The sequence below is a fragment of the Lujinxingia vulgaris genome (genome assembly GCF_007997005.1).
Classification (GTDB): domain Bacteria; phylum Myxococcota_A; class Bradymonadia; order Bradymonadales; family Bradymonadaceae; genus Lujinxingia.
The window spans coordinates 339,709-356,369 of sequence record NZ_VOSL01000054.1 but is presented as its reverse complement, the minus strand read 5'-3'; the positions used below and the strand labels follow the sequence as shown (position 1 = coordinate 356,369).

Annotated in this window: 13 protein-coding genes; 11 read left to right on the top strand and 2 right to left on the bottom strand. The window is 63.5% G+C overall.

Going from position 1 to position 16,661, the window contains the following annotated elements; all coding sequences use genetic code 11:
- A partial coding sequence (locus FRC96_RS13915) for a serine/threonine-protein kinase (RefSeq protein WP_146975189.1) occupies positions 1-1,369 on the bottom strand: 1,369 nt, incomplete at its 3' end.
- Between the two features lie 115 nt (positions 1,370-1,484).
- A complete protein-coding gene (locus tag FRC96_RS13910) occupies positions 1,485-3,107 on the bottom strand; it encodes an adenylate/guanylate cyclase domain-containing protein (RefSeq protein WP_146975187.1) in 1,623 nt (540 codons plus the stop codon).
- Between the two features lie 205 nt (positions 3,108-3,312).
- Here FRC96_RS13910 and FRC96_RS13905 point away from each other — a divergent pair, with 205 nt between their 5' ends.
- The 11 genes from FRC96_RS13905 (at position 3,313) to FRC96_RS13855 (ending at position 16,563) form a co-directional block, all read left to right on the top strand.
- Positions 3,313-4,653, top strand: coding sequence for a sigma-54-dependent transcriptional regulator (locus FRC96_RS13905; RefSeq protein ID WP_230470251.1), 1,341 nt, complete (start codon positions 3,313-3,315; stop codon positions 4,651-4,653).
- Positions 4,654-4,954: 301 nt separating this feature from the next.
- Positions 4,955-5,989 carry a type II secretion system protein GspC gene (gspC, locus tag FRC96_RS13900; protein WP_146975185.1) on the top strand — a complete coding sequence of 345 codons (1,035 nt, stop codon included), beginning with the start codon at positions 4,955-4,957 and terminating at the stop codon, positions 5,987-5,989.
- A 167-nt stretch (positions 5,990-6,156) separates the two neighbouring features.
- The gene (gene gspD, locus FRC96_RS13895) at positions 6,157-8,748 is read left to right on the top strand and encodes a type II secretion system secretin GspD (RefSeq protein ID WP_230470250.1); all 2,592 of its coding nucleotides are present in this window, start codon (positions 6,157-6,159) and stop codon (positions 8,746-8,748) included.
- 3 nt (positions 8,749-8,751) lie between these two features.
- Entirely contained in the window at positions 8,752-10,488 is a 1,737-nt protein-coding gene (gene gspE, locus FRC96_RS13890) for a type II secretion system ATPase GspE (RefSeq protein WP_146975182.1), read from the top strand.
- A gap of 109 nt (positions 10,489-10,597) precedes the next feature.
- Positions 10,598-11,824 (top strand): type II secretion system inner membrane protein GspF, encoded by a 1,227-nt coding sequence (gene gspF, locus FRC96_RS13885; RefSeq protein ID WP_146975180.1) that lies wholly within the window; start codon positions 10,598-10,600, stop codon positions 11,822-11,824.
- Positions 11,825-11,932: 108 nt separating this feature from the next.
- Positions 11,933-12,349, top strand: a complete 417-nt coding sequence (locus FRC96_RS13880; protein ID WP_146975179.1) for a type II secretion system protein GspG — start codon at positions 11,933-11,935, stop codon at positions 12,347-12,349.
- An 86-nt stretch (positions 12,350-12,435) separates the two neighbouring features.
- Positions 12,436-12,876, top strand: coding sequence for a type II secretion system protein GspG (locus tag FRC96_RS13875; RefSeq protein WP_230470249.1), 441 nt, complete (start codon positions 12,436-12,438; stop codon positions 12,874-12,876).
- A 71-nt stretch (positions 12,877-12,947) separates the two neighbouring features.
- Positions 12,948-13,607, top strand: a complete 660-nt coding sequence (locus tag FRC96_RS13870) for a pilus assembly FimT family protein (RefSeq protein WP_230470248.1) — start codon at positions 12,948-12,950, stop codon at positions 13,605-13,607.
- The gene (locus tag FRC96_RS13865) at positions 13,600-14,217 is read left to right on the top strand and encodes a type IV pilus modification PilV family protein (RefSeq protein WP_146975175.1); all 618 of its coding nucleotides are present in this window, start codon (positions 13,600-13,602) and stop codon (positions 14,215-14,217) included. Before FRC96_RS13870 ends, FRC96_RS13865 begins: the two co-directional genes overlap by 8 nt.
- Positions 14,214-14,987, top strand: coding sequence for a type II secretion system protein GspJ (locus FRC96_RS13860; RefSeq protein ID WP_146975173.1), 774 nt, complete (start codon positions 14,214-14,216; stop codon positions 14,985-14,987). Before FRC96_RS13865 ends, FRC96_RS13860 begins: the two co-directional genes overlap by 4 nt.
- A gap of 1 nt (position 14,988) precedes the next feature.
- The gene (locus tag FRC96_RS13855; RefSeq protein ID WP_146975171.1) at positions 14,989-16,563 is read left to right on the top strand and encodes a type II secretion system protein GspK; all 1,575 of its coding nucleotides are present in this window, start codon (positions 14,989-14,991) and stop codon (positions 16,561-16,563) included.
- Positions 16,564-16,661 lie beyond the last annotated feature (98 nt).

Genomic DNA, 16,661 nt, shown 5'->3' with positions numbered 1-16,661 from the left:
CGGAGGGCGCGGCGGCGGGGGTGGCCGCCGGCGCTCCGCCTGCCACCGGGCTGCGGGCCGCCCCGGGGATGGTCGGTGGACCTCCACGGCGGGCGTTGTCCTTCTTGGAGTTGCCCGGTCCCTTGATCGCCTGCATCGCTGAGGTGGAGCGGCCCAGGTCGGCCAGGCCCGCCTCCTGCCAGGAGTCCGGCTGGCCGGGGGCCTGCTCGGCAGGCGGCGCGGCCACCTCCCCAACGCTCGTATCGCTGCCAAAGCCCAGGTCGGCCCACATCCGCGGATCCTCAAAGTCGCCCGCCGTGCCCGGCTGGGAGGCTTCCCCCTGGTCGGGCAGCGCGTCGTAGTGCTGGGTGAGGTAGAGGTCGAGGTCCTGGATCTGCTCCAGGCTCTTAAGCTGGTTGAGCTGCTGCTGAATGGCCATATCGACGGCCATATCCTGCACGGTGCGCGCGCGCTTGGGACGCTTCTCGATGACCGCACCCACCAGGTCGGCCAGATCGTAGCTCGTGACCACCTCGCCATAGGCGAAGAGGAACTCGGCCAGCTGGTAGGCGAGCTCCTCGGCGGTCTGAATGCGCTTCTGAGGATCGCGGGCCAGCGCGCGGCCCAGCACGACCTCCAGCTCGCGGGGCACATCCGGGCGAATCTCGCGGATCGAGGGGATCTTGGCCTTTCGCACCAGCTGCAGCGTGCCGTAATCCGACTCACCCAAAAAGAGACGGCGCCCGGCGAGCATCTCCCACAGGAGGATGCCCAGGGCGAAGATGTCGGTGCGAGCGTCGACCTCCTCCCCGTGGGCGGCCTCTGGCGAGAGGTAGCCGAACTTGCCTTTGACCACGCCCGGATCGGTGATCTCGGCCTGGCTCTTGGCTTTGGCCAGGCCGAAGTCGGTGATCTTGACCTCGCCGGCGCGCGAGATCAGCACGTTGGGGGGGCTGATGTCGCGGTGCACAATGCCCAGGGGGCGGCCCTGCTGGTCACCCTTTTCGTGGGCGTGCGTCAGCCCTTTGCAGATCTCGATGGCCATAAAGACGGCCTGGGCCACGCTGATGCCCTGGCCCTGACGGGCCAGCACCTCAATGAGCTTCTTGAGGTTGGTGCCGTCGACGAACTCCATGACGATGAAGTAGGTGCCGTCGGCGATCCCCAGGTCAAAGACCTGCACGCAGTTGGTGTGGTTAAGGTGCAGGCTGACCTTGGCCTCATCGAGGAACATGCGCACGAAGCGCTCGTTCTGCGTGAGGTTGGGCAGGATGCGCTTGATGGCGACGAGCTTTTCAAAGCCCTGCAGGCTGGTGGAGTTGGCCTTGAAGACCTCGGCCATACCGCCGGCGTCGATGCGCTCGATGACTTGATATCTGGGTTGCGCCATGAAGGGGGCCACGCGTCGCGCTAGAGGGTTATCTGGAGGAAAGACGAGCGGAGTATAGCCCAGGGCTGCGCGCGGGCCAACCGCCCACAGGGGGCCCCCGCACAGGACCTGGGGCTCAGGTCATGTTGCGCAGTGTGGGGTGGATGGGACGGTTGCGAAGACCGCGCAGGCGGTAGAGATCGACGTGCTCGCTCTTGCCTTTGAGCCGCGTCGGCGGGAGCTTCTCGCTGACCACCATCGGCGCGACATCGCCGAAGGTCAGCGGCCCCACCACCACCTCCCCGGGGCCGGCCGAGGAGCAGATGCGGCTGGCGGTGTTCACCACATCGCCCATCACCGTGTAGTCCATGCTCTTGGTCGAGCCCATATAACCGGCGACGACCTGGCCTGTGTTGAGGCCGATGCCGATGGAGAGGGTGTTGCCGTCGCCCTCCTGGCGGCGCGCGTTAAAGCTCTGCAGCGCCTGCTGCATCTCGAGTGCGCAGCGCACCGCGCGCTCGGTGTCGTCGGGGTGGGAGATCGGCGCGCCCCAGACCGCCATGATCTCGTCGCCGATGAACTTGTCGAGGGTGCCCTCGTATTTGAAGATCACGTCGACCATCAGCTCAAAATACTCGTTGAGCAGCTCGACGATATGTTGGGGATCGTGGCGCTCGCTGTAGGCGGTGAAGTTGCGGATGTCGGCGAACATTACCGTGGCGCGGCGTAGCTCGCCGCCCTTTTTAAGCTCCAGGCGGCCGCTGACGACCTCCTCGACGAGCTGGGGGGAGAGCAGGCGGTGGAGCTTCTCGCGGGCGACGATCTCGCTCTCCATTTGCTTGATGAGGCGGTGGTGCTCGATGAGCACGGCGGCCTGGCGCGCAAAACCACTCAAGATCTCCAGGTCTTTTTCGGTGAACGCGCCGCTGGCCACCTTCGAGTCCAGATGGATGACGCCCAGGATGCGATCGTCGAGCAAGAGGGGCACGCTCATCGTGGAGCGGATGTTGCCCAGGATGATCGAGTGGGCGCCGGAGAAGCGGCTGTCCATCATGGCGTCGGAGGAGAGTACGGCCTGCTTCTCTTCGATGACCTCATTGAGAATGGTGCGCGAGATGCGCACATCGCCCACGTTGACGTCTTCATTGCGGCCGCGCACGACCATCGGCACCAGACGGTCGGTGCCTTCCAGACGCAGCAGGATCACGCCGTGGTCGGCCGGGAAGATCTCAAAGGCTTTCTCCAGGATCTTCTCGAGCAAGATGTCCAGGTCGGTCTCCACGCCGATGGACTGGCCGAGCTCATGGGCGATGCGCAACTTCTCGTAGTCCTGGCGCAGCGCTTTGGGGTCGACGATCTGGCTCTCGGGCAGGAAGTTAGCCTGGGGATCCTGGGCGATGCGGTTGCGGACGTGGCTCTCCAGATCATCGCTATGAATCGTCACCTTGTTGCGGGAGCGGTGATCGGTGGGGTCTTCGTGAAAGACGATGTCGGTGGCGCCGACGCTGATCGTGTCGTTGTGGGTGAGCAGCTGCGGCGCCTCTAAGAGCTGACCGTTGAGGTAGGTGCCGTTGCGGCTGCCGCCGTCGCGCACCACGAAGTGGCCCTCGATGTTGCGCTCAATGATGGCGTGCTCTTTGGAGACCACCCGATCCAGGATCTGGATGTCCTGCTCGGGGTGGCGACCAATTCGCGTGATGTTGTCGAGGACCAGCGTGCGCTGAATGCCACGCGTGTCGCGATAGAGGACCTTCGCCATAACCGAGCCTGGTGAGAGATAACGCGCCCGAATTTCTATCGAAGTTTGCCTTCCCTTTCAACGCGCGTTCACGTTAGAAGGCGCCGCTTTGAGCTCGGATCTGTGGCCGGCCCGCCGGGCGGGGCGGTGGGAATGGAGCAGGGGCGGCTGCCGGTTGAGTGCGCGCGAGCACGAATCGATGAACACTGCCCCTTCGGGAGAGACGATGGACGCACATCAAGCGCGCCTCTTGCTGGTCGACGATGAGGTCGCCCACCTAAAAACTCTGGAGCGCCTTTTTTTAAAAGAGGGCTACCAGGTAGCCACGGCCACAGGGGGGCAACAGGCGCTGGATCTCTTGCGCGAGCAGCGCTTTGAGCTTGTGCTCACCGACCTGATGATGCCCGACATCGACGGGATGGATCTGCTCAAGCTGGTGCAGGCGCTGCAGCCCCAGGCGGAGGTCATCCTGATGACGGCCTTTGGCACGGTGGAGCGCGCGGTGCAGGGCATGAAGGAGGGGGCGTATGATTTTGTGCCCAAGCCTATCAAGCGCGCCACGATCTTAAAGGCGGTGCGACAGGCCCTGGAGCGGCAGGCGCTGGTGGAGGAGAACCGCGAGCTCAAAGCGCGCCTGGCCGATCTGGAGGAGGAGCGCAGCGTGGTGGGGCAGGCCGCGCTGATGCGCGAGGCCGTCGACCGGGTACGCCAGGTCGCGCCCAGCGATGCGACCGTGCTCATCACCGGGGAGAGCGGCACCGGCAAGGAGCTCTTCGCGCGGATGATCGGGAGGTTGAGCCAGCGCGCCGACAAGCCCTTTGTGGCCATCAACTGCGCGGCGTTGCCGGAGTCGATCCTGGAGAGCGAGCTCTTCGGCTATGAGAAGGGCGCGTTTACCGGTGCCACGCAGCGTAAGATCGGGCGATTTGAAGCGGCCGATGGCGGCACGCTCTTTCTCGATGAGATCGGGGAACTCTCACCGCAGGTGCAGGTCAAGCTCCTGAGGGTGCTCCAGGAGGGGGCCTTTGAGCGCCTGGGCTCCAACACGCCCACCCGGGTCGATGTGCGAGTGGTGGCGGCGACGCATAAAGATCTGGAGGCGGAGCTGCGCGAGGGCACCTTCCGTGAAGATCTCTACTACCGACTTAATGTCATCGACATCAAAATCCCGCCGCTTCGTCATCGCATTGAAGATGTGCCGCTGCTCAGCGAGCATTTTCTGAGGCGCTACAACGAGAAGAACCGTCGCCAGATCGCCGGGTTTACTGCCGAGGCACTGCAGGCGATGGAGGCCTACCACTGGCCGGGCAACGTGCGGGAGCTGGAGAACGTGGTCGAGCGCGCCGTCGTGCTCGATCGCGACGAGAAGATCGATGTCGATGATCTTCCGACACAGCTTGTGGAGCGCCAGGCCGAGTCGCGGCACATCACCATCCCGCTGGGGACCTCGCTCGAAGAGATCGAGAAACGGGTGCTGCACGAGACTCTGAAGATGACCCAGGGCGACAAGAAACTCGCCGCAAAACTTCTGGGCATCGCCACGCGGACGATTTATCGCAAATTATGAGCGCGAGAGGGGCGAGATTGACAAAATGTCAGCGCGCCAGGCGGGATCTGGAAGCGATTGACAAAATGTCAATTCTGGCGCCCGGCGGGGCCCGGTGGAGACGTCGGGCTTGAAAAAAATAGAGAATGAGAATGTTTAAAAAGATCGCATAAATAAAGGGTGAGCCGGTGTTGGGGAGGATGTGTGAAGCGCGCCGTGCCCGTTCTGGCGTAGTTTTTGCAGAGTCCTCCTGTGGCGCCCTTGCACCGATGCCTGAGGGCGCGTTAGAGCTGCGCGCACCTGCCGCGATGAGACGAGAGTTATGGAAGCGTTTTTTCGAAAATATCAGAGCGTCATCAACCTGGGGTTGCTCGGGGTGGGGTCGCTGTTGTCGGCGCTGATGGTCAACGGTTTTGTGGCCAGCCAGCTGGCACCCTTCACGGTGCCGGAGGCGCCGAACTACGAGGCGATGCGCCAGCAGAGCGAGCGTCAGAGCGAGCGCCCCGACCGCGGCCAGAGCTGGAAGGCGGACATCACCGAGCGCTGCCTTTTTGGCTGCCCGGAGGTCGTCGACCCTAACGTATGCCCGGATGGATGTGCGGAGGGAGAGGTCTGTGAGGCGGGCCAGTGCGTGCCGGCCTCCGAGGGCGGTGAGATGGGCGATGATGTGCCGGTGGCCAGCGAGCTCAACATGACCCTGAGCGGGGTGATGGTGGCGAGCAACCCGCGCTGGTCGATGGCGTTGATCAAAGCCGAGGGCCAGAACAGCACGATGATGGTGGGCGTCGGCGACGTGATCGCCGAGGGCGCAGAAGTTGTGGAGATTCGCCGCGATCGCGTCTTCGTGGAGCGCAACGGACAGCTCGAGTTTATTCGGATGGAAGGCGCGACCACCGGCGACCCCGCCGCCGATGCGTCGCGGGCCGCGGTGAGCTCCTCGCGCAATCCCACCGCGATGCGCAGCCCCACCGTCGGTCAGAACGCGGCGCTGAAGGCCGAGCCGACCAACGCGGCCAGCGGCGTGGAGCGCCAGGGGCCCAACTCCTTTAAGGTCGACCGCTCGATGGTGGAGCGTCAGCTTTCGGACCCGGCGGCGCTGACCCGCCAGGCGCGCGTGATGCCCAATTACCGTGACGGGGAGCCCAGCGGATTGCGGATGGTCGGGGTCACCCCGAGCAGCTTCTACTCGCAGATGGGGATTCGCAGCGGCGACATCATCCAGTCGGTCAACGGCACGGCGATCACCAACCAGCGTCAGGCGTTGGAGCTGCTCGAGAAGTTGCGCAGCGAGAACAACGTGGTCATTGAGATCGAGCGACGCGGGCGTACCGAGAAGATGGAATACACCATTGAATGAGGCCGACAGGGCTTCTGACGCGCTGACATCAGTGCTCGTTAACGCGCCGTAAGGCGCGCGGGCTGAATGAGATAATCATGCGATTGAACGTTTTGAACCTTCACAAGCAAGAGATGACCGTGAACCAGGCAGTAAACACGAGCAGAAGCGGCGGGCGACGCCGCGCGATGGTTGGGATGATCGCCGGAGCGCTGGTGCTGGCGATGGCGCCGCAGGCTTTTGCCCAGGGGGCGGCCAGCTCCGATGAGCCGGCGGTGCTGGAGCGCGGCTCGCGTGAGCAGACCGGCCAGGCCCGACCCGCCCAGGGGCAGCAGGATCAGTCTCAGGGGCAGCGCGAAGAGCCGAGCTGGCAGGAGCAGTTCAACCTGCCGCCGAACTTCGATCCGGGCTTTCGGGCGCGTCGCACGCCGCGGAACACGCGGGTCACGATCGATTTTCGTCAGTCGAGCCTCGAAGACGTGGTCAAGTTCTTCTCGGGGGCGATGAACATCAACTTCATCATCGCCGACAGCCTGCAGGCCAACAAAACGATCACGATTATGGCGCCCGAGGAGATCACGCTGGCCGAGGGCTACCGCGCGTTTCTGGCGGCGCTGAATATGAACGGTCTGACGGTGGTGCCGATGGGCAACTTCCTGAAGATCGTGGAGAGCGGGGCGGCGATCTCCGAGCCACAGCGCGCCTACGAGGGGGGCGATGTGATCCCCAATGAGGCGCGCATGGTCACCGCGATCGTGCCGGTGGAGCGAGCTGAGGTCAGCGAGGTTCAGGAGGTGATCACCAACTTCCTCTCTTCGAGCGCGACGGTGGTGCCCTACGGGTCGAGCCTGATCATCACCGAGAACGCCTCCAACCTGCGCCGGATTCAGTCGCTGGTGGAGCGCCTCGACCAGGGCGAGGGCGCCTCCAACCTCTATGTGTACCGGGTGCTGCATGCCGACGCGACGGAGGTCTCGGAGCGGCTCAAAGAGATCTTCGACAGCGAAGATGGTGGCGGCGCAAGCGCGCAGCCGCAGACGGCCGCCCAACGTCGCGCCGCGGCACGTGCTCGCCGCGCAGCGGCCAATCAGAACACCGAGGAGTCCGCCGCCGCCGAGAGCGGCACGCTCGATGTGCAGATCACCGAGATCATCGCCGATGAGCGCACCAATCAGCTGATCATCGTCTCCAATGAGCGCTCCTTTCAGCGTATCCGCGAGATGATCGAGATCCTGGATGTGCCCACCGCGGTGGGCGGTCAGGTGCACGTGAAGTTTCTGGAGTACGCCAGCGCCGAAGAGCTCGCGCAGACGTTGAGCCAGCTGGCCAGCGGCGTGCAGTCGCAGCAAAACCAGCGGGGCGGCCAGTCGCAGCGCCAGCCGGCGGCGGATGCCGCCACGGTTGGCTCAATCTTGCAGGGCGAGGTTCAGATCACGGCCTACCAGCCGACCAACGCGCTGGTGGTGGTGGCTTCGCCGCGCGACTACGTGGCGCTGGAGCGGGTGATCGAGCAGCTCGATGCGCCGCGCCGCCAGGTTTACGTCGAGGCGGTGATCATGGAAATCGGCGTCGATGTTGACCGTCAGCTTGAGGTGGGGGCGACCAGCGGCCTCACCCGGGATCTGGACTTTTTGATCCCCGACGATGCGCTGGCTTCCGGGGCGATTGAGAGCACGCAGGGTTTCGGGCTCGGGCAGAGCAACTTCGGCGGTCTGACCGGACTGACGGAGGGGGGACCGGGGGCGAGCCTGGGTCTTCTGGGACCCTTTCTGACCGTGCCGGGTACCTCGATTTCGTTGCCGGCGTTTGCGCTTCTTTTGCAGGCCAGTCAGACCGATCAGTCGGTCAACGTGCTCTCGACCCCGTCGATTCTGACGATGGACAACGAAGAGGCTGAGATCGAAGTGGGTGAGCGCATTCCCATTCAGCGCTCGCTGGGAACCGGTGGCGGGCTGGGGAGCCTGCTTGGCCTTGGCGGCGTGGCGGGTGCTGGTAACACCAACGTGAGCAGCGCGCTCGGCGGTCTGGGCGGTCTGGGTGGTGTGAGCGGTCTGCTCGGCGGCGGACTGCTGGGACCTCAGCTCGATTACGAAGACATCGGGATCATGCTGCGCATCGTGCCGCAGATCAATGAAAGCGACTACGTGCGCCTGGAGGTCAATCAGGAGGTCAGCGACATCAAAGGGGCCGGCAGTCTTCCGTCGACCACGCCGATTCGTACCCGACGAAACATCAGCACCACGGTGCTGGTGCGCGACCAGACCACGATCGTCATTGGCGGGCTGATGCGGGACGTCGAGAACGAGACGATCAACAAGGTCCCCTTCCTGGGCGATATCCCGGTGGTGGGGCTGCTCTTCCGCAACACCAGCGTACTGACCTCGAAGCAGAATCTCGTGCTGATGCTCACGCCCTACATCATCGAGGGTGAAGAGGACATGCAGAAGATCTACGAGCGCAAGATGGAAGAGCGCCGCGAGCTGATGCGCCTCTTTGCCAACCGCGACATGGCGTACATGGCGACGGTCAACTACCAGAAAAAGAGCGGGCTTGTGGAGCGGATGCGTCGGCGACTCGATAGCGCCGTGACCGAAGAGGAAGCCCGCCAGCAGGTGCTGGAGCAGTTTGAGGACCAGGGGCCGCGCTTCCGCATTCTGGGCGGATCGGAGGCCGAGAGCGCCGCGCCGGCCGAAGGAAGTGAGGTGCCTGCCGAGGGCGGTGAGGCACCGGTCGAGGGCGGTGAGACGCCCGCCGCTGAGCAGCCCGCGGGCCAGGAGTAAGGCATGTATAACCGTCAGCCACTTGGCGAGATCTTGATGCAGCTGGGCAAGCTGGAGCCCGCCGGGCTGCAGCGCGGCCTGAAGATGCAGGCCGAGAAGGGCGGTCGCATTGGCGAGGTGCTGCGCGAGCTGGAGCTCGTCAGCGACGAGGATGTGGCGCTGGCCCTCTCGCGCCAGCTGGACTACCCCTACGAGCCGAAGATCGAGGCCGACGCCATCGACCTGATGTTGTTGGAGCGACTGCAGCTGGGGTGGGCGCGCGATCACGGGGTGCTTCCCTTTGATGTGCGCCGTGGGCATGTGCTGGTGGCCACCGATGATCCCCTGGCGGTGGAGGTGCTCGACGAGGTGCGCTTCCTGACCGGAATGGAAGCCTTGCCGGTGGTGGTGCCCACCACGGCGTTGCAGGAGGCAATCAACAAGGCCTTTGACCGCAAAAGCCGTCAGCTTGGGGCGGGCCTCGATGAGCTCGATGAGGCCGAGAACCCGCACGCCGAAGAGGCCAGCCTGGACATCAACGACCTGCTCGACGCAGGCGATGATGATGAGGCGCCGGTCATTCGTTTTGTGAACAGCCTCTTTGTGCAGTCGGTGCGCGAGCGCGCCAGCGATATTCATATTGAGGCCGGCGACAAAGAGATCACGGTGCGTTTTCGCATCGACGGGGTGCTCAAAGAGGTGGCCAGCCCGCCCAAACGTTTTCACTCCTCGATCATCACGCGCATCAAGATCATGGCCGGGCTCAACATCGCCGAGAAGCGGCTGCCGCAGGATGGTCGCATCCGCATTAAGATGGCCGGCAAAGACATCGACATTCGTGTGGCCACGGCACCGGCGGTGCACGGGGAGCGCATCACGATGCGTCTTCTCGATAAATCGGCGGTGCTCTTGAACCTGCGCGACATCGGCATGGCCGAAGATCACCTGCGCGACATGATGCGGCTGATCTTTCGCCCGCACGGCATCATCCTGGTCACCGGTCCGACCGGTAGCGGTAAGACGACGACGCTCTACAGCGCGCTCAGCGAGATCAACAGCCCGGATAAGAACATCCTGACGATTGAAGACCCGGTCGAGTACCAGCTCGAGGGAATCAGTCAGATGCAGGTCAACCCGAAGATTCAGCTGACCTTTGCGGCCGGACTGCGCAGCTACCTTCGCCACGATCCGGACGTGATCATGGTCGGTGAGATCCGTGACGTGGAGACCGCGGAGATGGCGATTCAGGCGTCCCTGACCGGTCACCTGGTCTTCTCGACCCTGCACACCAACGACGCGGCCGGTGCGTTTACGCGCCTGACGGACATGGGTGTGGAGCCCTTTCTGGTGAGCTCGACGGTGATTTGCTCGCTGGCCCAGCGCCTTGTGCGCCGGCTCTGCGGGGAGTGCAAGGTGGCCTACCAGCCTACGGCCGAAGAGCTGGCCGAGGTGGGGCTGACGCCGTCGGTGGTGGCCGAGCGTACCGGCGGGCATCTCTTTAAGCCGGGCGAAGACAGCGAGTGCCCCAACTGCCTGGGCCTGGGCTACAAGGGCCGGATGGGCATCTACGAGATCATGCGCGTGGAAGATGAGGTGCGCCGGCTGGTGATGAACCGCGCCGACGCTGGCACGATCAAGAAGGAAGCGGGCCGCCAGGGCATGCGCAGCCTTCGCGATGACGGCGCGCTGAAGATTCTCGCGGGCAGCACCACGATCGAAGAGGTGATGCGCGTGACCCAGGAAGACTTTGTGGACGCCTGACCCCCATGAGCCGCAATGCGGTCAGGGAGGTGTGTGCACCTACAAGGCCGCGGCCACGATGTGAGACGACGCGAGTTAAGCGACTAGACGGTTTCAGAGGCATACGAACATGCCGGTTTACGAATACAAAGGGCTGAACAAGGCCGGGAAGACGGTCAAGGGGATCCTCGACGCCGAGAGCCAGAACGCGCTCCGACAGGCGCTGGTGTCGCGGGGGATCTTTGTGACGGAGGTCTTCGAGGGCAAAGGCTCCAGGTCGGCCGGCGGCAGCGGCGATGTGGATCTTCGCAAGATGCTGGAGCGGGTGACGCTCAGCGACATCGCCGTGCTCACCCGTCAGATGGCCACCCTGATTCGCGCGGGCATTCCGCTGGTGGAGGCGCTTAACGCGCTGACCGACCAGGCCGAGAAGGAGGAGCTCAAGCGCACGCTCAGCGATGTGCGCCGCAAGGTCAACGAGGGCTCAAGCCTGGCCAACGCGCTGAGCGATCACCCCAAACATTTCAGCAACCTCTACATCAACATGGTCAAGGCCGGGGAGAGCTCGGGTAACCTGGATATGGTGCTCGGCCGGCTGACGGACTTCCTCGACGCGCAGATCGAGCTTCGGGGCAAAGTCATCGGGGCGATGATCTACCCGGTGTTGATGATGGTGGTGGGGATCGTGGTGCTGGGGCTGATCTTTACCTTCGTGATCCCCAAGGTCACCGCGATCTTCGAGGACCAGGGCGCGGCGCTGCCCTGGATCACTTCGGTGCTCATCGGGATCAGCAACATCTTGAGCGGGTACTGGTTTATCGTCTTTCCGCTCATGATCGGGGTGGTGGTGGGGTTTGTGCAGTGGAAGCGCACCGAGAAGGGCACCCGTCAGTGGGATCGCTTTATCTTGAAGACGCCCGTGGTCGGGCCGCTGGTGCGGATGATCGCCATCTCGCGTTTTGCCAGCACGCTGGCCACGCTGCTGGCCAGCGGGGTGCCTCTTTTGACGGCGATGGACATCGTCAAAAACATTCTGGGGAACACCCGCCTGGTCGAGGTGATTGAAGATGCGCGGGTGAACATCCGTGAGGGTGAGAGCATCGCGCAGCCCTTGAAGCGCTCCGGGGAGTTTCCGCCGCTGGTCACGCATATGATCGCGGTCGGCGAGGCCTCCGGTCAGCTCGAAGAGATGCTGGAGAATGTGGCGATCAGCTACACCCAGCAGACTGATATTCGCATTCAGGCGATGACCAAGATTCTGGAGCCGATCATGATCGTGGGGCTGGGTGTGGCGGTGGCGGTGATCGTGTTTGCCGTGATGATGCCGATTCTCAAGCTCAATCAGACGGTGATGTGAAGCCGGCCGGGCAGCTGCCCGGTCGCAACGAGTTCAAGCAAGGCAACGAAGTTGCACAACCCGCGCGTCGCACAAGGGACGCGCTCTCACAGGACGAGGAGCAAGACCATGAAGATGATGAAGCGACGTGAAGAGATGGTTCGAGCCGCGGCCAGCATCAAGTCGGCCCGGGGTATGACGCTGGTGGAGATCATGATCGTGATCACGATCATGGCTTCGATCATGGGTGTGGTCGGCGTGTTCGTGTTCGGCGCGATCGACCGTGCCAACGAGCGCGAGGCGACCATTGAGATCCAGCAGCTCAGCCAGCTGGTCAACACCTTCTACCTGACGACTTCGCCGAACCGTCTGCCCAACGAGCTCAACGAGCTGACCCAGGGCGCGGCACCGCTGACCAAAGAGGTCTCCAACGACCCGTGGGGCAACCCCTACGTGTACGTGAAGAGCGGCAACCGCGACTTTGAGATCTTCAGCGTGGGTCCCGACGGCAGCGAAGGCACCGAAGATGACGTGCGCGCGGAGTAAGTTTTGAGGTCGCTCGCCACGTAGGTTTCACGCATCAGGTCACCGCAGGGAGCATCATCATGAACACGAGACACCGAGAGGGTGAGGTGGTTCGGGCGCTGGCTGGCGTGACGTCGGCGCGTGGGATGGTGCCGGTGCCGACCATGATGGTGGTCGGCTTCATCACGGCTGTCTTCCTGGGCTTCGCCGGTGTGTTTGTGTTTGGCGCGACATGCTCCAGACCTCCTGAACGCGACGCGTATCGCGAGATTAGGCAGCTCAGGCAGCTGGTGAACACCTTCTACCTGACGAGCTCACCGAACCGCCTGCCCAACGAGCTCGACGAGCTGACGCAAGGAGCGGCGCCGCTGACCAAAAACATTTTCCCCGACCCCTGGGGTAATCCCTACATCTACCGCATTAAGGGTGAGCGTGAGTTTGAGATCTTTAGTGCCGGGCGAGATGGCAAGGCAGGCACCGAAGATGATGTGTGTGCTGACCACCTTTTTTGTCAGGACGCCCAAGAGCAGAGCCAGGAGATGAGATGATCAAAACGCGAGCACATCGCACGGCCAGGGGGACCCGAGGATCGGGTGCCAGGCGTCGCGGTGCGCGCGGGATGACGCTCATCGAGATCCTGGTGGTGCTGATGATCGTGGCCGGCGTGATGGGCGCGGGCGTCTCGATGATGGGCGCGTTGACCAAGAGTCAGCTTCGCGAGGAGGCGATGCGGCTGACCTCGGTGATCAAGTACGCCTACAACCAGGCGGCGCTCAACAACACGCAGTACCGGTTGGTGCTCAACCTGGAAACGGGGGAGTATTTTACCGAGATGACCGAAGCGCCGGTGGTGGCGGCGCAGCCCGATGAGGACGCGTTCGCCGAGGGGTTGCTCCCGGAGGAGGCGCGCGAGCTTGAGGAGCAGCATCGCCAGAACAAGCGCTCGCTTTTTGACGAGAGTGAGGATGACCCCTTCGGCATCAGCCAGCGCGTGGGCTATGAGCGCGCCGAGGAGGCGGTGGTCAAGCTGACCGAGCTTCGCAACGGGGTGAGCTTTGAGAGCGTGCGCCTGGCCGGGCGAGAGCAGCCGCTGACGCAGGGGCGGGCTGCGCTGCGCTTTTTCCCCAACGGGTTTCAGCAGGAGGCGGTGATCGTGCTGCGCGATGAGGAGGGCTCGCGTTTTAGCCTGGTGACCGAGCCGCTGACAGGTCGGGTGAAGATCTACAGCGGGGATTGGGAACCGGACCGCGACTTTGGCGAGGAGGAGCGCGATGATTAAGTCATGGCGGACACCTCAAGAGGCGGGCTTTACGCTGGTGGAGTTGTTGATCGCGCTGGCGATCCTGGCCTCCACGCTCACGATCTTGATGGGCACGGTCTCGCAGAGCGGGCAGCAGTCGATTTATGCGAGCCGGCTGACCAATGCCAGCCTGCTGGCGCGCAGCAAGATGACCGACCTTGAGTATGTGCTGATGGAGGAGGGGTTCAGCGTCAGCGACCGGGCCTTCTCGGGGGATTTTTCCGATGAGGGGTATCCCGAGATTCGCTGGGAGGCGACGGTGGAGCCGGTGGAGATTCCGCCGGAGATCGAAGATGAGTTTATGGCGCAGGTCAACAGCCAGCTCTTCGGCGGCACGGATCAGCAGCAGGGGGCGATGCAGGGTAACGCCGCGTTCAGCGCGGCGCTGCCGATGCTCATGGCGCAGATTCCGGTCTTTGTGAACCAGGTTGGCGAGCGGGTTCGGCGCATCAACCTGAAGGTCTACTTCGACTACATGGGGCGAGAGCAGCACGTCGAGGTGGCGCAGTACGTGGTGGATCTGGAGGATAATGACTTCCAGATGTTCGGCACCCCCGATGAGTTCTCGTTGGACGAGGGGGGACGATGATTGGGCCACGCTCTATGCGACACCGGGCGGGATTTACGCTGATCGAGGTGATGATCACGCTGGCCATCCTCGCCGGGCTGACCGCGCTGACCTGGGCGAGCGTCTCGCAGATCTTTGTGACGCGGGATGCGGTCGACGAGCGTTTTGAGCGCTACCAGCTGGTGCGTCTGGCGATGAACCGCATGGCCAATGAGATCGCCCAGGCCTATGTGGCCGGACCGCAGCACGGCGGGGAGATCATCCCGGGCGAAGAGGTGCTCTACGAGGGGGAAGAGGAGCAGCTCTCGATGCAACTTCGCGAGCCGGTGCAGTTCGGGATGATCGGTCGCGATGATGAGATCAGCTTTACAGCGTTTGCCCATGTGCGGGTGCTCGAAGATGAGCGCGCCAGCCACCACACCCAGATCGGCTATGAGGTGCGCCGCGAGGTCAACGAGGAGGGGGATGTGGTCAACCGCCTTGTGCGGCGATCGCATACCGCCTTTGTCGACGACATCTTAAGCGGCGGGGTCGTGCACACGATGATCCCGGAGGTGGAGTCGGTGGAGTTTGAGTACTGGGATCCGGGACCTGTGGAGATCGGCACCGCGCGCGAGATCGCCCAGGGGCGCTGGGTCAGCGAGTGGGATACGACCCGTCGCGATCATGCCGGGCGGCTCCCCACCCGGGTGCGCATCACGCTGACGATGCCGCCGATAGGTCCCCGGGGGCAGCCGGAGGTCTTCACGACCCAGGCCGCTCTGGGGATGACCGAGCTTCTGGAGTACTGAGATGCTACGAGCGATCGCGATCATAACCCGAGCGCTGCTCGGGGAGCTCGACCGTCCGGTGGTCTCGCCACTGACGGGGCGTCCGCGCGGGGTGGCGCTGATGGTGGTGCTGGTCACGCTGGCGATCTTGTCGACGGCGGTGGTGGAGTTTGCCTACAGCGCGCGTGTGAACACGGCGATGGCGACCAATGAGCGCGATAAGCTCAAGAGCTACTACCTGGCCAAGAGCGGGATGAACCTCTCGCGTCTGCTTTTGAGCTTTCAGTACGCGCTGCAGGATGAGTCGCGTGAGACCGACGATGAGATGGGGCAGATGATCGGGCGGGCGATGCGCCGCAGCAACTTCCAGCTCTACCAGTACATGGACATTTTGTTGGGACCCTTTAACTCGGGTCGGGTGGAGATCCCGTTGGCGAGCATCGACTTGAGCGCGATGGGGGTAAACGGTTTTGGGGAGTTCACCGGTAACTTCGATGTGGAGGTGACCCCGGAGGAGGGGCGCATCGACATCAACGGCTTTGCCAACGAAGAGATCGATGAGGGCGACCTGCTGCTGCTGTGCGCGATGATGCTCGATACGCGTTACGATTCGATCTTCGAGGTCAAAGACGAGAATGGCGAGACGATGAACCGCGCCCGGGTGATGGAGCGGCTGATCGACTTTGTGGATCTCGATGAGGAGCAGATCTCGCTTGGCGAGGATTGCACCATTGAGGGGAGCGGCGGCGACGAGCAGCGCCCCTACGATCGGATCGACTCGGAGATTGAGCCCCGCAACGCCCGGCTGACCCACGTCGAAGAGATGTACCGCATTCTGGGGGTGAGTGAGACCTTTATGGAGGTCTTTGGCGAAGCCTTTACGGTCTACGGGGTGAATCGACCCAACCCCAATGTGGCGAGCTTCCCGGTCTTTTATGCGATCCTCTGCCAGAACCTGGAGCTGGAGGGCGTCGACAGTCAGGGGCAGGGGCTTGGCAGCCTCTGCGCTAATAACCCCACGGTGAGCCAGCAGGTGATGTATTTTGCGATGGCGCTCGACGGGGTGCGGGCCTTCTTTGAGAACCCGCTCTCGATGTTCATGGCCTATGTGGGATCGAGCGAGAGTCGGCTTTTGCCCTCGGCGGAGGTGGGGCAGCCGGTGGCCTACCTGAGGGTGAGTCAGCTTCCCGAATACATCGACGACTTCAAAGAGAACCCCCAGATCATGGCGCAGTTCATCAGCTACTCGCCGACCTACCAGCTGATGGTGTTGGAGAACCCGCAGATGGCGATTGAGCCGCTGGCGCCGGCGTTTCCGGCCTGGTTGGTGTCGTTTAACCGGCAGGGGTTGATGCGCTCGATCTCGACGAATCAGTCGACGATCTACCGCATCGTCAGCACCGGGACCTATGGGAGCTCGAAGGCGGAGATCGAGGCGGTGGTCGACTTTGGCAAGACGCAGCGGCGCACCCCGGATGAACGACTGCTGGAGGAGCAGGAAGACGACAGTGAGGAGGTCAGCGAGCTGCGCACCGCGCTGCGCGAGCAGCGCGAGGAGATGGCGCGCGGACGCGTGTTGTACTGGAGGTTGCGATAGGGCACTTAGAACGCCCGGCAGGATGCCGGTGCGCGCAGCGCTGAGCCGGTCGATGCATGACGGTGGGCGCAGATGACCCGGGGGCCGTCAGGTCGCGC